Origin of the sequence: Yersinia sp. 2466 StPb PI, assembly GCF_041538325.1 — a bacterium.
GTDB classification, from domain to species: domain Bacteria; phylum Pseudomonadota; class Gammaproteobacteria; order Enterobacterales; family Enterobacteriaceae; genus Yersinia; species Yersinia enterocolitica_E.
This window is the reverse complement of record NZ_JAULSL010000001.1, coordinates 4,701,859-4,717,973: the sequence shown is the minus strand read 5'-3', so window position 1 is coordinate 4,717,973 and position 16,115 is coordinate 4,701,859. Positions and strand designations below refer to the sequence as shown.

The following is a 16,115-nucleotide window of genomic DNA, read 5'->3' as shown; positions in this document are numbered from 1 at the left end:
TTCATGAAAGCATTGTCTAAACTGAAGGCCGAAGAAGGTATCTGGATGACCGATGTGCCGCCACCAGAGCTGGGGCACAACGATATCATGATCAAAATTCGCAAAACCGCTATCTGTGGTACCGATGTGCATATTTATAATTGGGATGAATGGTCGCAAAAAACGATCCCCGTCCCAATGGTGGTTGGCCACGAATATGTTGGTGAAGTTGTCGCCATTGGTCAGGAAGTGAAAGGCTTTAATATTGGTGATCGGGTGTCTGGCGAGGGTCATATTACCTGCGGTCATTGCCGTAATTGCCGTGGTGGTCGTACTCATTTGTGCCGTAATACCGTGGGGGTTGGGGTTAACCGCCCTGGTTCTTTTGCTGAGTATTTGGTCATTCCTGCCTTCAATGCGTTCAAAATTCCAGACAATATTTCTGATGAGCTAGCCGCTATTTTTGACCCCTTCGGTAATGCGGTGCATACCGCGTTATCCTTTGATTTAGTGGGTGAAGATGTGCTGGTTTCCGGTGCTGGCCCGATTGGTATCATGGCTGCAGCCGTGTGTAAGCATGTTGGCGCTCGCCATGTTGTTATCACTGATGTGAATGAATATCGCCTGGATCTGGCGCGTAAAATGGGTGTAACCCGTGCCGTTAACGTTAGTAAAGAGAATCTGACGGATGTGATGGCTGAACTGGGCATGACTGAAGGGTTTGATGTCGGTCTGGAAATGTCAGGTGCGCCACCGGCGTTCCGTTCATTACTTAACTCAATGAATCATGGTGGGCGTATCGCAATGCTGGGGATACCTCCCTCTGATATGTCTATCGACTGGAATCAGGTGATCTTCAAAGGGCTGTTTATCAAAGGAATATATGGCCGTGAAATGTTTGAAACCTGGTACAAAATGGCAGCACTAATTCAATCTGGCTTGGATTTAACCCCGATAATCACTCATCGTTTCTCTATTGATGAGTTCCAGCAAGGGTTTGATGCGATGCGTTCGGGTAAGTCGGGTAAGGTGGTTTTAAGCTGGGACTAAAATATTCCCTTCGGGCCTTGAAGTTGCAGGGGTGTTGGCTGCGCGCGTTACTCGGCCCATCCATGGGCCTCGCCTCTGCGAGGCCGCTGCAAGCAGCGTTCAAATCTGCTCCCGACAGATTTGTTACCCGAATCACTTACTTGTAGTTGACCTTACATGAATAAGCTCATCGGGATGAGTTTGCTGGCCGCCTACCTGCACCTCCAATGACTTTGGGAATTCCCTTCGGCCTTGAAGCTGCAGGATTGAGAGCGGGGCAGTCAGGTGATGATTGCCCCGTTTTATTAAGGCTTATCCGCTTTCGGTTTATCGCCGTCTTGGTTATTCGATTTTGGTTTATCCACCGGAATAACTGGCGCTACTGGCGGGAAGTATTGCTGCCAATGCCGCTGAACAAAGACCACCGCAGGGCTTTGCATCAAGCTCTCACCTATGATGCTAAACATCCTGTCTGCGTAGATTTTCTCCGCTACATAGCCCTCTTTCGCTTTGCATTGCTTGATAGCTTTCAGGCGATCGCCTTGGGTTGAGCCAGGTAGTTTGGTTTTACCCGACAACCTGCCGCCACTGTTATTTTGCGTATTGTTTTGTACCGGCTCATTGAGAAGTGCACTTGGCCGGACTAATACGATATCAGCAGGTAACTGAGGCAACATTTGTTGCAACACTTTAATGGTGGCCGGATGGGGGTGCCCGATAGCAATAGCCGAACCATTACGACGAGCCAGTTCTACCGCACGGTTAAACTGTTGGCGGATCGCCGCTTCATTTTGTGAGTCATCCAAAAAGACTTTGCGCTTAATGACCTTAACCTGAGTCCCCTCTGCGGCACGGCTCGCTTGGCTATTACCGATGGTCACGCTATCGAGGAAATAGAGCTGATAGTGGTCCAGCTCCCGCATCACTTTCTGCATGCCGGAGAAACTGGAGGTCATTGCGCTGCCCATATGGTTATTCATGCCCTTGGCATAGGGGACATTATTCACCGCCTGGCGCATGATGCGCTGAATCTCTTCGCTGCTCATTGATGGCTGTAATGTATCGCGCTCCAGCGGTTGTTTGCTTAGGGGAGCCATCGGCAAATGAATCAGTATTTCGCGCCCTTGATTATGAGCTTTGACGGCCATCTCTCTGGCATAAGGTGCATTCGGCAGGATAGCCACCGAAATAGGCAGTGGCATCTGTAAAATCTTGTTTTCGTTCTGGGGGCGATAACCAAAGTCATCAATCACAATAGAAAGTTTGCCCGCCTGTGCGGCGTTAGAGATGAGTAGGGTGCTTACGATGATCAATCGACGTGTGTTGAAATAGTGCAATACAAGTTCCCTAAGGTTGTTCGCTATCGTCCTAACCAAGGTTGTGGGTTAACAGCTTGTCCCTGACGGCGGATTTCGAAATAGAGTGATGGCTCACCTTGGCCGCCACTGGTACCAACAAGGGCGATCGGTTGACCAGCTTTCACCTGAGCACCCACATTGACTAGTGCACTCTGATTGTAGCCATACAAACTCATATCCCCTCTACCATGCTCGATAACCACAACCAAACCATAGCCTTGCAGCCAGTCAGCCAATAAGACACGGCCATCGGCGATCGCTTTTACTTCACTGCCTTCTGGTGCAGAGATAACCATGCCTTTCCAGCGTAGTTCACCTTGTAAGGCTTCACCGAAACGATGAGTTACATTACCACGGACCGGCCAGACAGCTTGCCCATCCGGGCGACCAAGGCCGCCAGTGCGTGCCATTAATGAGCGCTCACTTTCACTTGGTTTGTAGCTAGAACCGGTTTTCTTGGCTTGTTGTTCTTTAACTTTTATCTGTTCGCGTACCCGAGCGGCTTCTTTGGCCTCTCGTTCGGCGCGAGCTTTCGCTTCTCGTTCTGCTTTGGCTATTTGATCACGCAAGCGGGTTTCGTTTAGTTTTAACTCAGCCAGGCCTTGCTGATCTTTTTCCAGTGAAGCTTCCAGCGAGGTCAGGGTTTTCTTGCGTGCGGTACGTGCTTGTTCCAGTTTTTGCTGCTGAGTTTTCTGCTCATTCAACACGGTTTTTTGCTGATTTTGCTTTTGCTCCAGCGTTTTTTTCTCGGCAGAGAGATGGGTACGAGTCTGTTTCAGCTCTTCAATAGATTGCTGTCGTGCTTCATTGAGGTAACTGAAATAAGCCAGAATACGCTCACTGCGCTGGCTCTCTTCGCCACTTAAAATAAGCTGTAAACCACTGTGTTGGCCCTGTTTAAAGGCAGCATCAAGTTGTTTAGACAGAATATTTTGTTGCTGGGATTGTTTACTCTCGAGTTTCTCAATCGAGGAGGTGAGACGGGATATTTCTTGGTCTAACTCAGTCAGGGTACCTTGGGTGTCACGCAGGCTGCGGCTGGCCTGAGCAATGGTATTTTCCTGTTGTTTCAACTGATCCAGCAATGAACTGCGTTGCTGCTTTTGTTGCTGAACACTTTTTTCTTTTTCGGCAATATCCTGCTGAATGGTCTTCAACTGGTCTTTGCTTTGTGCGGTTTTTGCTGTAACGGGGGCATCTGCTGCCGTGCCGGATAATGGCAATAGCAATACGCCAGCGCAAAAAACGCTGGCGTACAGTGCTGACCACGGGCGACGCACCAACTGACCGGACAGCCGAGAAACTGTATCTCGGCTGGTGGTAATGGCATCTTCCGTAACCATTAATTTTGCAAATGACGCCTTTTCCTTCATAACGAAGGATTATTCCACGATGAACAGCGGCTTACCAGTCATCTCTTGCGGGATTTCCATTTCCATCAGTGACAACATGGTTGGTGCGATATCTGAAAGTTTGCCACCTTCCACCGCTTTAACCCCTTTATTGCCGACATAAATCAGTGGCACTGGCAGGCTGGTATGGGCGGTATGGGCCTGACCGGTTGCCGGGTCGCGCATCTGCTCAGCGTTGCCGTGGTCGGCGGTGATAAGCAATTGGCCATCGGCGGCTTTTACGGCAGCAACCACTTGTTCAATACAATTATCCAGTGTTTCTACTGCTTTCACCGCAGCATCGTAATCACCGGTATGACCAACCATATCGCCGTTCGGATAGTTACAAATTATCACATCATATTTGCCACTGCCGATAGCGCCGACCAGTTTCTCAGTCAGTTCTGCTGAACTCATTTCCGGTTGCAGGTCATAAGTGGCAACTTTCGGTGAGTTGATCAGGATACGGTCTTCGCCTTTAAATGGTTCTTCAACGCCGCCGTTATAGAAGAAAGTGACGTGAGCATACTTTTCAGTTTCGGAAATACGTAACTGGGTTTTGTCATGCTTCATCAGCCACTCACCGAAGGTATTCTGTAGTGATGCTGGTGGGTAAGCGCAGGCCACTTTAATATCCGCTGCATATTCGGTCAGCATAACGAAATCGCCGAAATTAACTACTTTATCGCGTTTGAAACCGTCAAAATCGGCATTAACAAAGCTGCGGGTGATTTGACGGGCGCGGTCAGCGCGGAAGTTCATGAAGATCAGCGCGTCGCCATCGTTCATCGCCGCATCGGCTTCGCCAGCCGCCTGAATGACAGTTGGTCGGACAAATTCATCGTTTTCATCACGGGCATAAGCTGCTTGCAAACCTGCGACGGCGTTATCGACGGTGAATTCACCTTTTGCCTGAGTCAGCAAATCGTAAGCCAGTTGTACGCGATCCCAGCGGTTATCACGGTCCATCGCATAGTAACGACCAATAATAGAAGCGATGCGACCTTTACCCAGCGCGGCAAATTTCTCAGTGAATCGTTTCAGTGAAGATTCCGCACTGCGCGGCGGAGTGTCACGTCCATCGAGGAATGCGTGCAGATAAATAGCCGTCGCACCGCGTTTGGCGGCCAGTTCAACCATCGCCAGAATGTGGTCTTCGTGGCTGTGTACACCACCGGCAGATAACAGACCCATAATGTGGACCGCTTTGCCTGCTTTAACCGCTTTATCAATCGCTGCTGTTAAGGTTGAGTTAGTGAAAAAGTCGCCGTCTTTGATCTCTTTGTCGAGACGGGTCAAGTCCTGATAAACAATGCGACCAGCTCCCAGGTTGACGTGGCCCACTTCAGAGTTACCCATTTGCCCATCTGGCAGGCCAACATCCAGACCGGACGCGGCAATTAAAGTATGAGGCTGTTGCTGCCATAAACGGTCCATAACCGGCGTTTTAGCATTCAGAATGGCATTATCCTGCTGCTCTTCGCGGTGACCATAGCCATCAAGAATAGTCAGTACCAGTGGTTTTTTAGTGCTCGACATTGCATAACCTCTTTCTTATAAGTCCAAGTGTCAAATAGCAGCGAACATCCAACGATATGCGCGGCTATGTACACTCGGCTATTTACGTTAACGTATTTACACCGCCAGAACGAAGGCGGTAATTTACTACAAAACCGGTTAAAAATAGCCCAAAGAGATCAACATTGGCGTGGGGTTTTGCGTAATTGTCATCATTTAGACGACAAAAGTTTCCGAAATGGCTCGCAGTTTCTGCAATAGCACTTGCATATTGGCTGTATTTGCCGCAACGCGCAGGTATACTCTGTGACCTTGAATATTATCCCCTAACTAACGGGAGTTTTTACCCCCATGTTGCAAGAAATTATGCAATTCATTAGCCAGCATCCGGTTTTGAGTCTGGCTTGGGTGGCGTTGTTCGTCGCCGTAATTTTCACCAGCTTTAAAACCTCTCTCTCTAAAGTGAAAGAGATTACCCGTGGTGAAGCGACGCGTCTGATTAACAAAGAAGATGCGGTTGTGGTTGATATCCGCACACGTGATGATTATCGCAAAGGCCATATCGCCAGTTCTATTAATTTGCTGCCAAGCGACATTAAAAACGGTAATTTGGCTGAATTGGAAAAACACAAAACACAGCCTATCATTGTGGTTTGTGCTACTGGGACAACCTCTCGTGCTTCGGCTGAACTGCTGAACAAAGCAGGCTTTGAACGCGTATTTACCTTGAAAGAAGGTATCTCCGGTTGGAGTGGCGAGAATCTACCACTGGCGCGCGGCAAGTAATCATATTGCCTGCGTTTTAGTGATATGAGTATTGAGCTGTACCCGTATTTGTTATAAAAATTCGCTATATCAATAAATTATAATGTTAACTGAGGTGTATCCATGGCGAAGATTGAGATTTATACCAAAGCAACCTGCCCGTTCTGCCATCGTGCCAAAGCACTGCTGAACCACAAAGGTGCTGCTTTCCATGAAATCGCAATTGATAGTGATCCGGCCAAACGCGAAGAGATGATTGCTCGGAGTGGGCGGACGACTGTGCCTCAGGTATTTATTGATGGGCAGCATATCGGTGGCTGTGATGATTTACACGCCCTGGATGCGCGCGGTGGGCTTGATCCGCTGCTTTAACTCGTCAGTGGGTCCCATTAATTTGATGGACAGAGCCCACGGCGGCAGTGCTATTTAATACAGACGTCTAACTTAGGGTATTTATACACATGTCCGAACAAAACAACACAGAGATGGCTTTCCAGATCCAGCGTATCTACACCAAAGATATCTCTTTCGAAGCACCAAATGCCCCGCAGGTTTTCCAGCAGGATTGGCAACCAGAAGTTAAACTTGATCTTGATACTGCTTCTAGTCAACTGGCTGAAGATGTGTATGAAGTGGTACTGCGAGTGACGGTAACCGCCTCTTTGGGTGAAGAAACTGCATTCCTGTGTGAAGTTCAGCAGGGTGGTATCTTCTCCATCGCGGGTATCGATGGTACCCAGTTGGCGCATTGCTTAGGTGCATACTGCCCGAACATTTTGTTCCCGTATGCTCGCGAATGCATCACCAGCCTGGTTTCTCGTGGTACTTTCCCACAGCTTAATTTGGCACCGGTTAACTTTGATGCCCTGTTCATGAACTATCTGCAACAGCAGGCTGACGGCGAAGGTGCTGAACAACGTCAGGATGCCTGATGAACACCATCAATGCTTCAATGACTGTAATCGGTGCCGGATCTTACGGCACCGCATTAGCCATTACGCTGGCGCGTAATGGCCATCAAGTCGTGTTATGGGGTCATGACCCTAAGCATATTCAGGTTTTGCAACGTGATCGTTGTAACCAAGCTTTCCTACCCGATGTTCCTTTCCCAGATACCTTATTACTGGAAACCGATCTGGCACGTGCGCTGGCAGCCAGCCGCGATGTGTTAGTCGTGGTACCTAGCCATGTCTTCGGTGCGGTATTGCATGAGTTGAAACCACATTTACGCAAAGATGCACGTATCGTCTGGGCGACCAAAGGGCTTGAGGCCGAAACTGGCCGCTTGCTGGCGGATGTGGCGCGCGAAGTGTTGGGTGAAACTATCCCGCTGGCGGTGGTGTCTGGCCCAACCTTTGCTAAAGAGTTGGCAGCAGGGTTACCGACGGCAATTGCGCTGGCATCAACCGATGCGCAATTTAGCGAAGACCTGCAACAGTTATTGCACTGTGGCAAAAGCTTCCGGGTTTACAGTAATGCTGATTTTATCGGGGTGCAGCTTGGCGGTGCGGTGAAAAACGTGATTGCGATTGGTGCCGGGATGTCCGATGGCATTGGTTTTGGTGCGAATGCCCGTACTGCACTGATAACCCGAGGTTTGGCCGAAATGACGCGGCTGGGTTCTGCATTGGGTGCCGACCCTTCCACCTTTATGGGCATGGCAGGCTTGGGTGATTTGGTGCTAACCTGCACAGATAACCAATCTCGTAACCGCCGGTTTGGTATTATGCTGGGCCAAGGGTTAGGGGTACAAGAAGCGCAGGACAAGATTGGTCAGGTGGTTGAAGGTTACCGCAATACCAAAGAAGTTCTGGCATTAGCCCAGCGCCATGGTGTTGAAATGCCGATAACTGAACAGATCTATCAAGTGCTCTATTGTCACAAAAATGCCCGTGAAGCGGCATTGACCTTATTGGGTCGGACCAAAAAAGATGAGAAAAGCGGCATTTGATCGGTTACGCGGGTTTGGCGGAATAAAATAATAACTACATACCTAAAGTCATTGGTGTTGCCGCTAACACTGCGGTGACCTCAACGAATATGGGTATAGTTGCCTTGGTCGTTCCCTTGGGCAATTTTTTATGGGCAGGAGTAGGTAATGTCGTCAGAAGAGTTAGAACTGGTCTGGAGTAGCATTAAATCAGAAGCAAGAGCACTGGCTGAGTGTGAACCCATGCTGGCGAGCTTTTTTCACGCGACATTATTGAAGCATGAGAATTTAGGCAGTGCCCTGAGTTATATTCTCGCGAATAAACTGGCTAATCCGATCATGCCTGCTATTGCCATCCGTGAGGTGGTTGAGGATGCTTATCGTGCAGATGCTCAGATGATAGTTTCGGCCGCGCGGGATATTCTGGCGGTGCGGCTGCGTGACCCGGCCGTTGATAAATACTCTACACCACTGCTGTATCTCAAAGGTTTCCACGCTTTACAGGCTTATCGTATCGGTCATTGGTTGTGGGCGCAGGATCGTAAAGCGTTAGCTATTTACCTTCAAAATCAAGTCTCTGTTGCTTTTGGGGTTGATATCCACCCTGCGGCTACCATTGGTTGCGGCATCATGTTGGACCACGCGACCGGTATTGTTATTGGCGAAACGGCAGTAGTTGAGAATGATGTATCGATCCTGCAATCGGTTACTTTAGGGGGGACCGGTAAAACCAGCGGTGATCGTCATCCGAAGATCCGTGAAGGTGTGATGATTGGGGCTGGGGCAAAAATTTTGGGGAATATCGAGGTTGGACGCGGTGCGAAAATTGGTGCCGGGTCCGTTGTATTGCAGGCGGTTCCCGCTCATACCACCGCAGCAGGGGTACCTGCCCGCATCGTTGGTAAACCCGAAAGTGATAAGCCGTCATTGGATATGGACCAGCATTTCAATGGGATTACCCATGGGTTTGAGTACGGCGACGGCATCTGATCATCTCCTTCGTACTTGAAGCTGTAGCGGTGTTAGCTGCTCTTACTCACCCGAATCACTGACTTATGTCAGCTCATCGGGATGAGTTCGTTTGCTGCCTGGCTACAACTCCAATTACTTTGGATATACACCTTTCTATTGGGTTGCTAGCTGATCACCGACACATTTTGGCTAAAACAACGACTCTCTCAGTAACGCACCCGGATAACCTAATTGCCGCCAGGCTTCATACACCACCACTGACACCGCGTTTGACAGATTCATGCTACGGCTATCGGCTTGCATCGGAATCCTGATTTTCTGTTGAGCAGGTAACGCATCCAAAACACTGGCGGGCAAGCCACGGGTTTCAGGGCCAAACAACAGGTAATCATCAGCTTGATAGCTTACTGCACTGTGGGCTGGCGTCCCTTTGGTGGTTAGTGCAAATAATCGGGCAGGCTGCGCACTGTCGAGATTTTCACAATCTAAAAAGGCCTGATAATCATGGTGATGCTTAATACTGGCAAACTCATGATAATCAAGACCTGCACGGCGTAAGCGTTTGTCATCCCAGGTGAAACCTAAAGGTTTAATCAGATGGAGCTGGCAGCCGGTATTCGCACATAACCGGATGATATTACCGGTATTGGGCGGAATTTCAGGTTCAAATAAAACGATATTAAGCATATGTCCCCCAATAATGAGGGGCGCAGGATATCAGAAACCTCCCCTCTGTGCAGCGGTTGCTAATGTCAGTAGCACGCACAATAATTTAAAAGCAAGCAGCGGAGAGTGTAAGCAGTGGCGGTTTTATATGCTGATTACCACAGTCACTACCAACGGGGTATTTACCATGATCCGGACGAAAGATACATTCTGGGATGCGATCGTTAATCGGGATAAAACAGCCGATGGCCAGTTCGTTTATGCAGTGAAAACGACCGGTGTTTATTGTCGCCCCTCTTGCCCGTCCCGTCAGGCTAAAGCAGAGAATGTTGAATTCTTTGCCGATAATCATGCTGCTGAACAGGCCGGTTATCGGCCCTGTAAACGATGTCAGCCCACTGAATTACCACTGTCACAGCAGCATGCAGACAAAATCAGTCGGGCATGTCGCTTAATTGAGCAGGCCGAAACGCCACTTAAGCTTGATGAGCTAGCGGCGCAGGTGAATCTCAGTGCTTTTCATTTCCATCGTTTATTTAAAGCCATTACCGGGTTGACCCCTAAGGCATATGCCAGTGCAACGCGCAGTGCGCGTATTCGTGCACAATTAGCGGGGCAAGGCTCGGTAACTGACGCTATCTTTGAAGCCGGTTATAACTCTAATGGCCGATTTTATGAGCAATCGAATCAGTTGTTGGGGATGACACCGACCCGCTACCGCAGTGGCGGGCGTGATGTCACGTTGCATTTTGCCGTCGGAGAAAGTTCTCTCGGTGCGATTCTGATGGCAAAAAGTGAGCTGGGTATTTGCGCCATCTTGCTGGGTGACTCCCCAGCGCTGTTGGTGCAGCAGCTACAGGATAAGTTTCCACAAGCAGAGTTAATTGGCGGCGATGCTGAGTTTGAGCAATGGTTCGCGCAGGTGGTGGGGTTGGTTGAGGCTCCTCAGCTCGGGCTAGATTTGCCACTGGATATTCAGGGCACCGCTTTTCAGCAGCGGGTGTGGCAGGCACTGCGGGAAATACCGGTAGGTGAGACCGCCAGTTATGCTGATATCGCCGCCAGAATAGGTTCGCCCAAAGCGGTGCGTGCGGTAGCTGGTGCCTGTGCTGCCAATATGCTGGCGATTGCTATTCCTTGTCACCGGGTTATTCGCCAGGATGGCACGTTGTCAGGCTATCGTTGGGGTATTGAGCGCAAAAAGCTGTTGCTGGAAAAAGAGGGGCAGGGAGAAGAGGTCAGCAAACCGTGATAGCAGAGATCTGCCCGATCCCAGATGATCGGGCAGAGGTACGATAGATTAAGACTTAAGTGGATGCAGCGGCAACCACAGTATCAAGCGCAAGCCCCCTAATGGGCTATCTTCAGCCCGCACCCATCCGCGATGCTGATTGACGGCTGTTTCGACAATCGCCAATCCCAAACCCGTACCACCTGATTCGCGATCCCGCGCTTCATCAGTGCGGTAGAACGGCCGGAATATTTGTTCACGGTCTTCCGGGCTAACACCGGGGCCATCATCATCGACAGTGATAGTAATACCCTGATTATCAGAGCTGAATGCCACCGCAATGTGATGATGAGAGTAACGCAGTGCGTTACGCACGATATTCTCCAGCGCGCTATCAAGTGCTGCGGGATTGCCAAATAGGGTCCATGGCCCGGGAGGTGCGGTGACTTCCAGAGTTTTGCCCATTTGGTCTGCTTCAAACTGGGCATTTTCCAGCACGTCAGACCATAAATCATTCGCTTTAATGGGTTCGCGATGTAGCTCGTTTTTATGTTGGCTACGGGATAACACCAGTAAATCATTGATCATGCTATCCAGTCGCTGTGCTTCCATTTCGATACGTTCCAGCTCTTTCCCCTCACCATGACGACGTCGCATCAACGCGGTCGCCAGTTGCAGGCGGGTAAGTGGCGTGCGCAACTCATGGGAGATATCAGAAATCAGCCGTTGTTGGGCCACAACCATTCTATCGAGCGCACTGATCATCTGATTAAAACTGGCACCGGTGGCCAAAAACTCTTGTGGGCCGGACTCCAGCTCAGGGTGCTGTTTCAAATTACCCCGCGCCACATCATCGGCGGCATTCTTCAACTTACGAGCCGGTTTTGCCAGACTCCAAGCCAACCATAGCAGCAGTGGCGCACTGATAAGCATGGTGACAATCAATAGCAGCAGCGGGCGGTCAAACATCAAATTGATAAAATCAGATTGCGGGCTACTGGCCGGGCGTATCAGATAGAGCTGATAGTTATCTTCACCATCGCGGATAGAGAAGGGGCCGACCATCTCGACACGGCCATATTTCTTCTTTTTCGGCTGATCTGAGTTATCAGACTGGCCGATAAAATTACGGACAATTTGCATTTCGTGACGTTGAGCGCCAATGACACGGCCCTCAGTGGTGACTAACACGAGATGTTGGCCCGGTGGTGCCCATTTTTCGATGGCGCGATAAAGCCTGCGCCACCACATCAGGTCATTGGCGGGGTCACTGGCCAGTTCAGCTTCGATATGTTGCTCGAGCATTGTTCCCTGGCGCTGTTCACTGTCGAGCAAGGCAGTCAGTTGACGCGAGTCGAGCTTTGGCACCATCAATACCAGCATTAATACCAGTGCTAAGGTGAACCAAAAAATAGCAAAAATTCGCGTCGTTAAACTGTTAATCATGTTTCTGATACCATCAGATATCCGCGACCACGCAGAGTTTTAAACCAAGGTAACCCGTCTTTGCGATCCGGCAGCTTACGGCGCAGGTTTGAAATGTGCATATCAATAGCACGGTCAAAAGGTGTTAACCGTTTCCCCAGCACTTCCTGGCTGAGATGCTCCCGCGAGACTACCTGACCGAGATGCTGAGCCAGCAGGTAGAGCAAGGTAAATTCAGTCCCGGTCAATTCCAGCGATTGGCCTTCAAAGGTAGCCTCTTGACGGCCTGGATTCAATTGCAGGCAATCAACGTCCAGTGTTGGCGCACCTTGATCGACATTTTGCTGTTGTTCGCTCCAGTTCGAGCGGCGCAAAATGGCACGGATACGCGCCACAAGCTCACGATCATTAAACGGTTTTGCCAGATAATCATCAGCGCCCAGCTCAAGGCCAAGCACCCGATCCAATTCACTGCCACGAGCAGTCAGCATAATGACAGGGGTCTGGTGATGTTGACGTAATTCTTTCAAAGTTTCGATACCGTTTTTACGCGGCATCATAATATCTAGCAATAACAAGTCGATAGAGTTATCTAGCAGGTTTAACGCCTGTTCGCCATCATAGGCAACAACAACATTAAAGCCTTCCATTTCCAGTAATTCTTTCAACAGCGACGTCAATTCACGATCATCATCAACTAATAGGATTTTATGCATGGTTATTTCTCCTCTTGACGCAAAATACGTTAACAATTGCCGGTATTCCATGACTTTACTTAGCTTTACATGCACTGACCCCAGTTTTACATGCGCTGACGCTTGTTTGCAGCAGGAGCGATAGACTGCTTCACATTGAATCGCATAGCAGCAAATCGCTTAGCAGACAGAACCCAGGAGTTAATAATGCGCAAAGTAACTAAAGTAACAACGTTAATCATGGCGTCAATGTTAGTTCTAGGCTCTCAAGCCGCCTTCGCCGCCGATAAGACCGGGGCCACTGATAGCTGGTGCCACGGTGATAGTGCGATGATGAACAAGAAAGATGGTCGCGGTCACCATAACATGTTTGACGGCGTCAATCTGACAGAACAACAGCGTCAGCAAATGCGTGACCTGATGCGCCAGTCTCGCCAAGGCCAGCCACGCCTTGATATGGCGGACAGAGACGCAATGCACAAGCTGATTACCGCCGATAAATTCGATGAAGCTGCGGTAAGAGCGCAGGCTGAGAAAATGTCCAAGGACCAGATTGAACGTCAGGTCGAAATGGCCAAAGTTCGTAACCAAATGTTTAACTTGCTCACTCCAGAGCAAAAAGCTGTCTTGAACCAAAAGCACCAGCAGCGCATTGAGAAAATGCAGCAGGCGCCAGCAGCACAACCCTCTTCTGCCCAGAAGTAAGTAGTACCCTGTAATACCCTGTTTTCCTTGCCATAGACACCATCCCTGTCTTTCGCCCTCCATGATGGAGGGCTTTTTTTATTCCATTTCCGTATACTCATAATTCTAAAATATCATTTAGGATAAGTTATGGATCCGCAATATGCGCGTTTGGTTAAAGCTGCCGCGCTCAGTGCGACAGGGCTGGCATCAACCTTACTGATTATTAAAATTTTTGCCTGGTGGCATACCGGTTCGGTAAGTTTGTTGGCGGCGTTGGTTGACTCTCTGGTGGATCTGGCCGCTTCTCTGACAAACCTTTTTGTGGTGCGTTACTCTCTGCAACCCGCCGATGAAGAGCACACTTTTGGTCATGGCAAGGCTGAGTCACTGGCCGCACTGGCACAAAGCATGTTTATTTCCGGCTCGGCGTTATTCCTGTTCCTGACGGGTTTTCAGCATTTGGCGTCACCGCAACCAGTGCAAGATCCAGGTATAGGTATCTGGGTCACCTTAATTGCATTATTCAGTACATTGATATTAGTCACTTTTCAGCGGTGGGTGATACGAAAAACCCACAGCCAGGCCATTCGCGCCGACATGTTGCACTATCAATCTGACGTCATGATGAATGGTGCTATTCTTATTGCATTGGCATTAAGTTGGTATGGTTTTCACTGGGCTGATGCGTTGTTTGCATTGGGTATTGGTGTTTATATTCTCTATAGTGCGTTACGTATGGGATATGAAGCGGTTCAAGCCTTGCTGGACAGGGCATTGCCTGATGACGAGCGCCAGCAGATTATTGATATTGTGATGTCATGGCCGGGCGTGATTGGTGCTCATGACCTGCGTACCCGCCAATCGGGGCCAACACGGTTTATTCAACTTCATCTTGAAATGGAAGATATGATGCCATTGATGGAAGCACATATCTTAGCTGAGGAAGTTGAACGCGCACTGTTGCACCGATTCCCCGGTGCCGATGTACTTATCCATCAAGATCCCTGCTCTGTGGTGCCGAAAGAGCGCCATGCGCATTGGGAGTTATAATTTCTTCATTAACGACAGGTAAACTGTGGTTACATTATGGTTCAGTGTTGAAGAAAATACCGCCAGATGGCATGACTTGAATCAATTCAGCTTGGTGTTTTTGCTATAATATCCGATATTAATCTCATAAAGCTGGTTTTCTGTACGGGTCTCTTGTGCAAGACAAAATTAGCAAATAAAGAATTTTAAAAATCGCATCTACAAGTTTAGAGGTAGTCATGGTCAAAAAAATCGGTGTACTAACAAGCGGCGGTGACGCGCCAGGTATGAACGCAGCCATTCGTGGGGTTGTTCGTGCCGCTTTGTCAGCAGGATTAGAAGTTTACGGTATTGAAGATGGCTACCTGGGCTTGTATGAAAATCGCATGAGAAAACTGGACCGCTATAGCGTGTCCGATATGATTAACCGTGGTGGTACCTTCCTGGGTTCTGCACGTTTTCCTGAGTTCCGTGATCCAGAAAAACGTAAAGTGGCCCTGAAGAACATGCAAGACCGGGGTATCGATGGCCTGGTGGTTATCGGTGGTGACGGTTCTTATGCCGGTGCAGACTTGCTGACCAAAGAGGGTGGTATCCACTGTGTAGGTTTACCGGGCACCATCGATAACGATGTGGCCGGTACTGACTATACCATCGGTTTCTTCACCGCACTGGGGACCGTGGTTGAAGCGATTGACCGTCTGCGTGATACCTCCTCTTCACACCAACGTATCTCTATCGTTGAAGTGATGGGTCGTTATTGTGGTGACCTGACTTTGGCGGCTGCCATTGCTGGTGGTTGTGAGTTTATTGCTATTCCTGAAGTCGAATTCAAACGTGATGATTTGGTTGATGAAATCAAAGCTGGCATCGCGAAAGGTAAAAAGCACGCTATCGTTGCTATTACTGAAAAACTGGATGATATCGACGAATTGGCTAAATATATCGAGAAAGAAACCGGCCGTGAAACCCGTGGCACCGTATTAGGCCACATTCAGCGTGGTGGTGCACCAGTAGCCTATGACCGCATTCTGGCTTCCCGTATGGGTGCTTATGCCGTCGACTTGTTGTTGGAAGACCACGACTATACGCAAGGTGGTTTCTGCGTTGGCGTACAAAACGAGAAAATGGTGCATGAACTTATCTCTGTTTGTATCGCGCCAGAGAACAAGAAAAGTAAATTTAAAGAAGATTGGTACGACACAGCTAAAAAACTGTTCTAAAACAGTCTGCTATCCAATATAAAAGCCTCCGCATGCCGGGGGCTTTTTGCATTTATGCCTGCTATTTCTCAGACCACCGGTGTGTCGATTGCTTGATATTTATTGGTCGTGCTGCCTGTATATTTCGTATTGATATAATCAAAACTTTTTTATTCTTTAATTGCGCGGGAAGTTTCTGGCACGCTCAGTATCAGGTCAACCAATTTAGTTGATTACA

General features: G+C 49.0%; 16 protein-coding genes. 10 read left to right on the top strand and 6 right to left on the bottom strand.

The window, feature by feature from the left end:
• Positions 1 to 3 precede the first annotated feature (3 nt).
• Positions 4 to 1,029, top strand: a complete 1,026-nt coding sequence (gene tdh, locus Q2T72_RS21270) for an L-threonine 3-dehydrogenase (RefSeq protein WP_083161728.1) — start codon at positions 4 to 6, stop codon at positions 1,027 to 1,029.
• Between the two features lie 284 nt (positions 1,030 to 1,313).
• On the opposite strand, the gene Q2T72_RS21265 is transcribed toward tdh, so the two are convergent.
• Genes Q2T72_RS21265 through gpmM form a run of 3 tightly spaced genes read right to left on the bottom strand, consistent with a single transcriptional unit; the run spans position 1,314 to position 5,296 of the window.
• On the bottom strand, positions 1,314 to 2,345 hold the full coding sequence (locus Q2T72_RS21265; protein ID WP_372569788.1) for a divergent polysaccharide deacetylase family protein: 1,032 nt from the start codon (positions 2,343 to 2,345) through the stop codon (positions 1,314 to 1,316).
• A gap of 23 nt (positions 2,346 to 2,368) precedes the next feature.
• Positions 2,369 to 3,739, bottom strand: a complete 1,371-nt coding sequence (envC, locus tag Q2T72_RS21260) for a murein hydrolase activator EnvC (protein WP_372569787.1) — start codon at positions 3,737 to 3,739, stop codon at positions 2,369 to 2,371.
• Positions 3,740 to 3,748: 9 nt separating this feature from the next.
• Positions 3,749 to 5,296: a 2,3-bisphosphoglycerate-independent phosphoglycerate mutase gene (gpmM, locus tag Q2T72_RS21255; protein ID WP_083161736.1), complete on the bottom strand. Its 1,548-nt coding sequence runs from the start codon at positions 5,294 to 5,296 to the stop codon at positions 3,749 to 3,751.
• A gap of 330 nt (positions 5,297 to 5,626) precedes the next feature.
• On the opposite strand from gpmM, the gene Q2T72_RS21250 reads away from it, so the two are divergent.
• The 5 genes from Q2T72_RS21250 (at position 5,627) to cysE (ending at position 8,960) form a co-directional block, all read left to right on the top strand.
• Positions 5,627 to 6,061 carry a rhodanese-like domain-containing protein gene (locus tag Q2T72_RS21250; RefSeq protein WP_083161738.1) on the top strand — a complete coding sequence of 145 codons (435 nt, stop codon included), beginning with the start codon at positions 5,627 to 5,629 and terminating at the stop codon, positions 6,059 to 6,061.
• A gap of 102 nt (positions 6,062 to 6,163) precedes the next feature.
• A complete protein-coding gene (gene grxC, locus Q2T72_RS21245; protein ID WP_083161740.1) occupies positions 6,164 to 6,412 on the top strand; it encodes a glutaredoxin 3 in 249 nt (82 codons plus the stop codon).
• Positions 6,413 to 6,501: 89 nt separating this feature from the next.
• The gene (gene secB / locus Q2T72_RS21240) at positions 6,502 to 6,972 is read left to right on the top strand and encodes a protein-export chaperone SecB (RefSeq protein ID WP_032907531.1); all 471 of its coding nucleotides are present in this window, start codon (positions 6,502 to 6,504) and stop codon (positions 6,970 to 6,972) included.
• Positions 6,972 to 7,991 (top strand): NAD(P)H-dependent glycerol-3-phosphate dehydrogenase, encoded by a 1,020-nt coding sequence (gene gpsA / locus Q2T72_RS21235; RefSeq protein WP_372569786.1) that lies wholly within the window; start codon positions 6,972 to 6,974, stop codon positions 7,989 to 7,991. The genes secB and gpsA overlap by 1 nt, the downstream gene beginning before the upstream one ends.
• A 147-nt stretch (positions 7,992 to 8,138) precedes the next feature.
• The gene (gene cysE, locus Q2T72_RS21230; protein WP_005190588.1) at positions 8,139 to 8,960 is read left to right on the top strand and encodes a serine O-acetyltransferase; all 822 of its coding nucleotides are present in this window, start codon (positions 8,139 to 8,141) and stop codon (positions 8,958 to 8,960) included.
• 171 nt (positions 8,961 to 9,131) lie between these two features.
• On the opposite strand, the gene trmL is transcribed toward cysE, so the two are convergent.
• A complete protein-coding gene (gene trmL / locus Q2T72_RS21225) occupies positions 9,132 to 9,629 on the bottom strand; it encodes a tRNA (uridine(34)/cytosine(34)/5-carboxymethylaminomethyluridine(34)-2'-O)-methyltransferase TrmL (RefSeq protein WP_083161744.1) in 498 nt (165 codons plus the stop codon).
• 127 nt (positions 9,630 to 9,756) lie between these two features.
• Here trmL and ada point away from each other — a divergent pair, with 127 nt between their 5' ends.
• Complete coding sequence (ada, locus tag Q2T72_RS21220; RefSeq protein WP_372569785.1) at positions 9,757 to 10,860, top strand: bifunctional DNA-binding transcriptional regulator/O6-methylguanine-DNA methyltransferase Ada; 1,104 nt, start codon at positions 9,757 to 9,759, stop codon at positions 10,858 to 10,860.
• 48 nt (positions 10,861 to 10,908) lie between these two features.
• Here the strand turns inward: ada and cpxA are convergent, their stop codons facing one another.
• Together cpxA and cpxR are read right to left on the bottom strand one after the other, a co-directional pair.
• The gene (gene cpxA / locus Q2T72_RS21215) at positions 10,909 to 12,285 is read right to left on the bottom strand and encodes an envelope stress sensor histidine kinase CpxA (RefSeq protein ID WP_372569784.1); all 1,377 of its coding nucleotides are present in this window, start codon (positions 12,283 to 12,285) and stop codon (positions 10,909 to 10,911) included.
• The gene (gene cpxR / locus Q2T72_RS21210; protein WP_005190576.1) at positions 12,282 to 12,980 is read right to left on the bottom strand and encodes an envelope stress response regulator transcription factor CpxR; all 699 of its coding nucleotides are present in this window, start codon (positions 12,978 to 12,980) and stop codon (positions 12,282 to 12,284) included. Before cpxR ends, cpxA begins: the two co-directional genes overlap by 4 nt.
• Before the next feature lie 186 nt (positions 12,981 to 13,166).
• On the opposite strand from cpxR, the gene cpxP reads away from it, so the two are divergent.
• The 3 genes from cpxP to pfkA all read left to right on the top strand — a co-directional run bounded on the left by cpxP (position 13,167) and on the right by pfkA (position 15,898).
• Positions 13,167 to 13,664 (top strand): cell-envelope stress modulator CpxP, encoded by a 498-nt coding sequence (gene cpxP, locus Q2T72_RS21205; RefSeq protein WP_083161748.1) that lies wholly within the window; start codon positions 13,167 to 13,169, stop codon positions 13,662 to 13,664.
• Between the two features lie 129 nt (positions 13,665 to 13,793).
• On the top strand, positions 13,794 to 14,696 hold the full coding sequence (gene fieF / locus Q2T72_RS21200) for a CDF family cation-efflux transporter FieF (RefSeq protein WP_083161750.1): 903 nt from the start codon (positions 13,794 to 13,796) through the stop codon (positions 14,694 to 14,696).
• Positions 14,697 to 14,914: 218 nt separating this feature from the next.
• Entirely contained in the window at positions 14,915 to 15,898 is a 984-nt protein-coding gene (pfkA, locus tag Q2T72_RS21195) for a 6-phosphofructokinase (protein ID WP_083161752.1), read from the top strand.
• The last annotated feature ends 217 nt before the right edge of the window (positions 15,899 to 16,115 follow it).

Excerpts from the sequence above, each read along its gene's own strand:
- gpmM (WP_083161736.1), bottom strand. The coding sequence starts at position 5,296 with ATGTCGAGCACTAAAAAACCACTGGTACTGACTATTCTTGATGGCTAT.
- Q2T72_RS21250 (WP_083161738.1), top strand. The coding sequence starts at position 5,627 with ATGTTGCAAGAAATTATGCAATTCATTAGCCAGCATCCGGTTTTGAGT.
- fieF (WP_083161750.1), top strand. The coding sequence starts at position 13,794 with ATGGATCCGCAATATGCGCGTTTGGTTAAAGCTGCCGCGCTCAGTGCG.
- cpxP (WP_083161748.1), top strand. The coding sequence starts at position 13,167 with ATGCGCAAAGTAACTAAAGTAACAACGTTAATCATGGCGTCAATGTTA.
- envC (WP_372569787.1), bottom strand. The coding sequence starts at position 3,739 with ATGAAGGAAAAGGCGTCATTTGCAAAATTAATGGTTACGGAAGATGCC.
- grxC (WP_083161740.1), top strand. The coding sequence starts at position 6,164 with ATGGCGAAGATTGAGATTTATACCAAAGCAACCTGCCCGTTCTGCCAT.
- cysE (WP_005190588.1), top strand. The coding sequence starts at position 8,139 with ATGTCGTCAGAAGAGTTAGAACTGGTCTGGAGTAGCATTAAATCAGAA.
- pfkA (WP_083161752.1), top strand. The coding sequence starts at position 14,915 with ATGGTCAAAAAAATCGGTGTACTAACAAGCGGCGGTGACGCGCCAGGT.
- trmL (WP_083161744.1), bottom strand. The coding sequence starts at position 9,629 with ATGCTTAATATCGTTTTATTTGAACCTGAAATTCCGCCCAATACCGGT.
- cpxR (WP_005190576.1), bottom strand. The coding sequence starts at position 12,980 with ATGCATAAAATCCTATTAGTTGATGATGATCGTGAATTGACGTCGCTG.
- ada (WP_372569785.1), top strand. The coding sequence starts at position 9,757 with ATGCTGATTACCACAGTCACTACCAACGGGGTATTTACCATGATCCGG.
- secB (WP_032907531.1), top strand. The coding sequence starts at position 6,502 with ATGTCCGAACAAAACAACACAGAGATGGCTTTCCAGATCCAGCGTATC.
- cpxA (WP_372569784.1), bottom strand. The coding sequence starts at position 12,285 with ATGATTAACAGTTTAACGACGCGAATTTTTGCTATTTTTTGGTTCACC.
- gpsA (WP_372569786.1), top strand. The coding sequence starts at position 6,972 with ATGAACACCATCAATGCTTCAATGACTGTAATCGGTGCCGGATCTTAC.
- tdh (WP_083161728.1), top strand. The coding sequence starts at position 4 with ATGAAAGCATTGTCTAAACTGAAGGCCGAAGAAGGTATCTGGATGACC.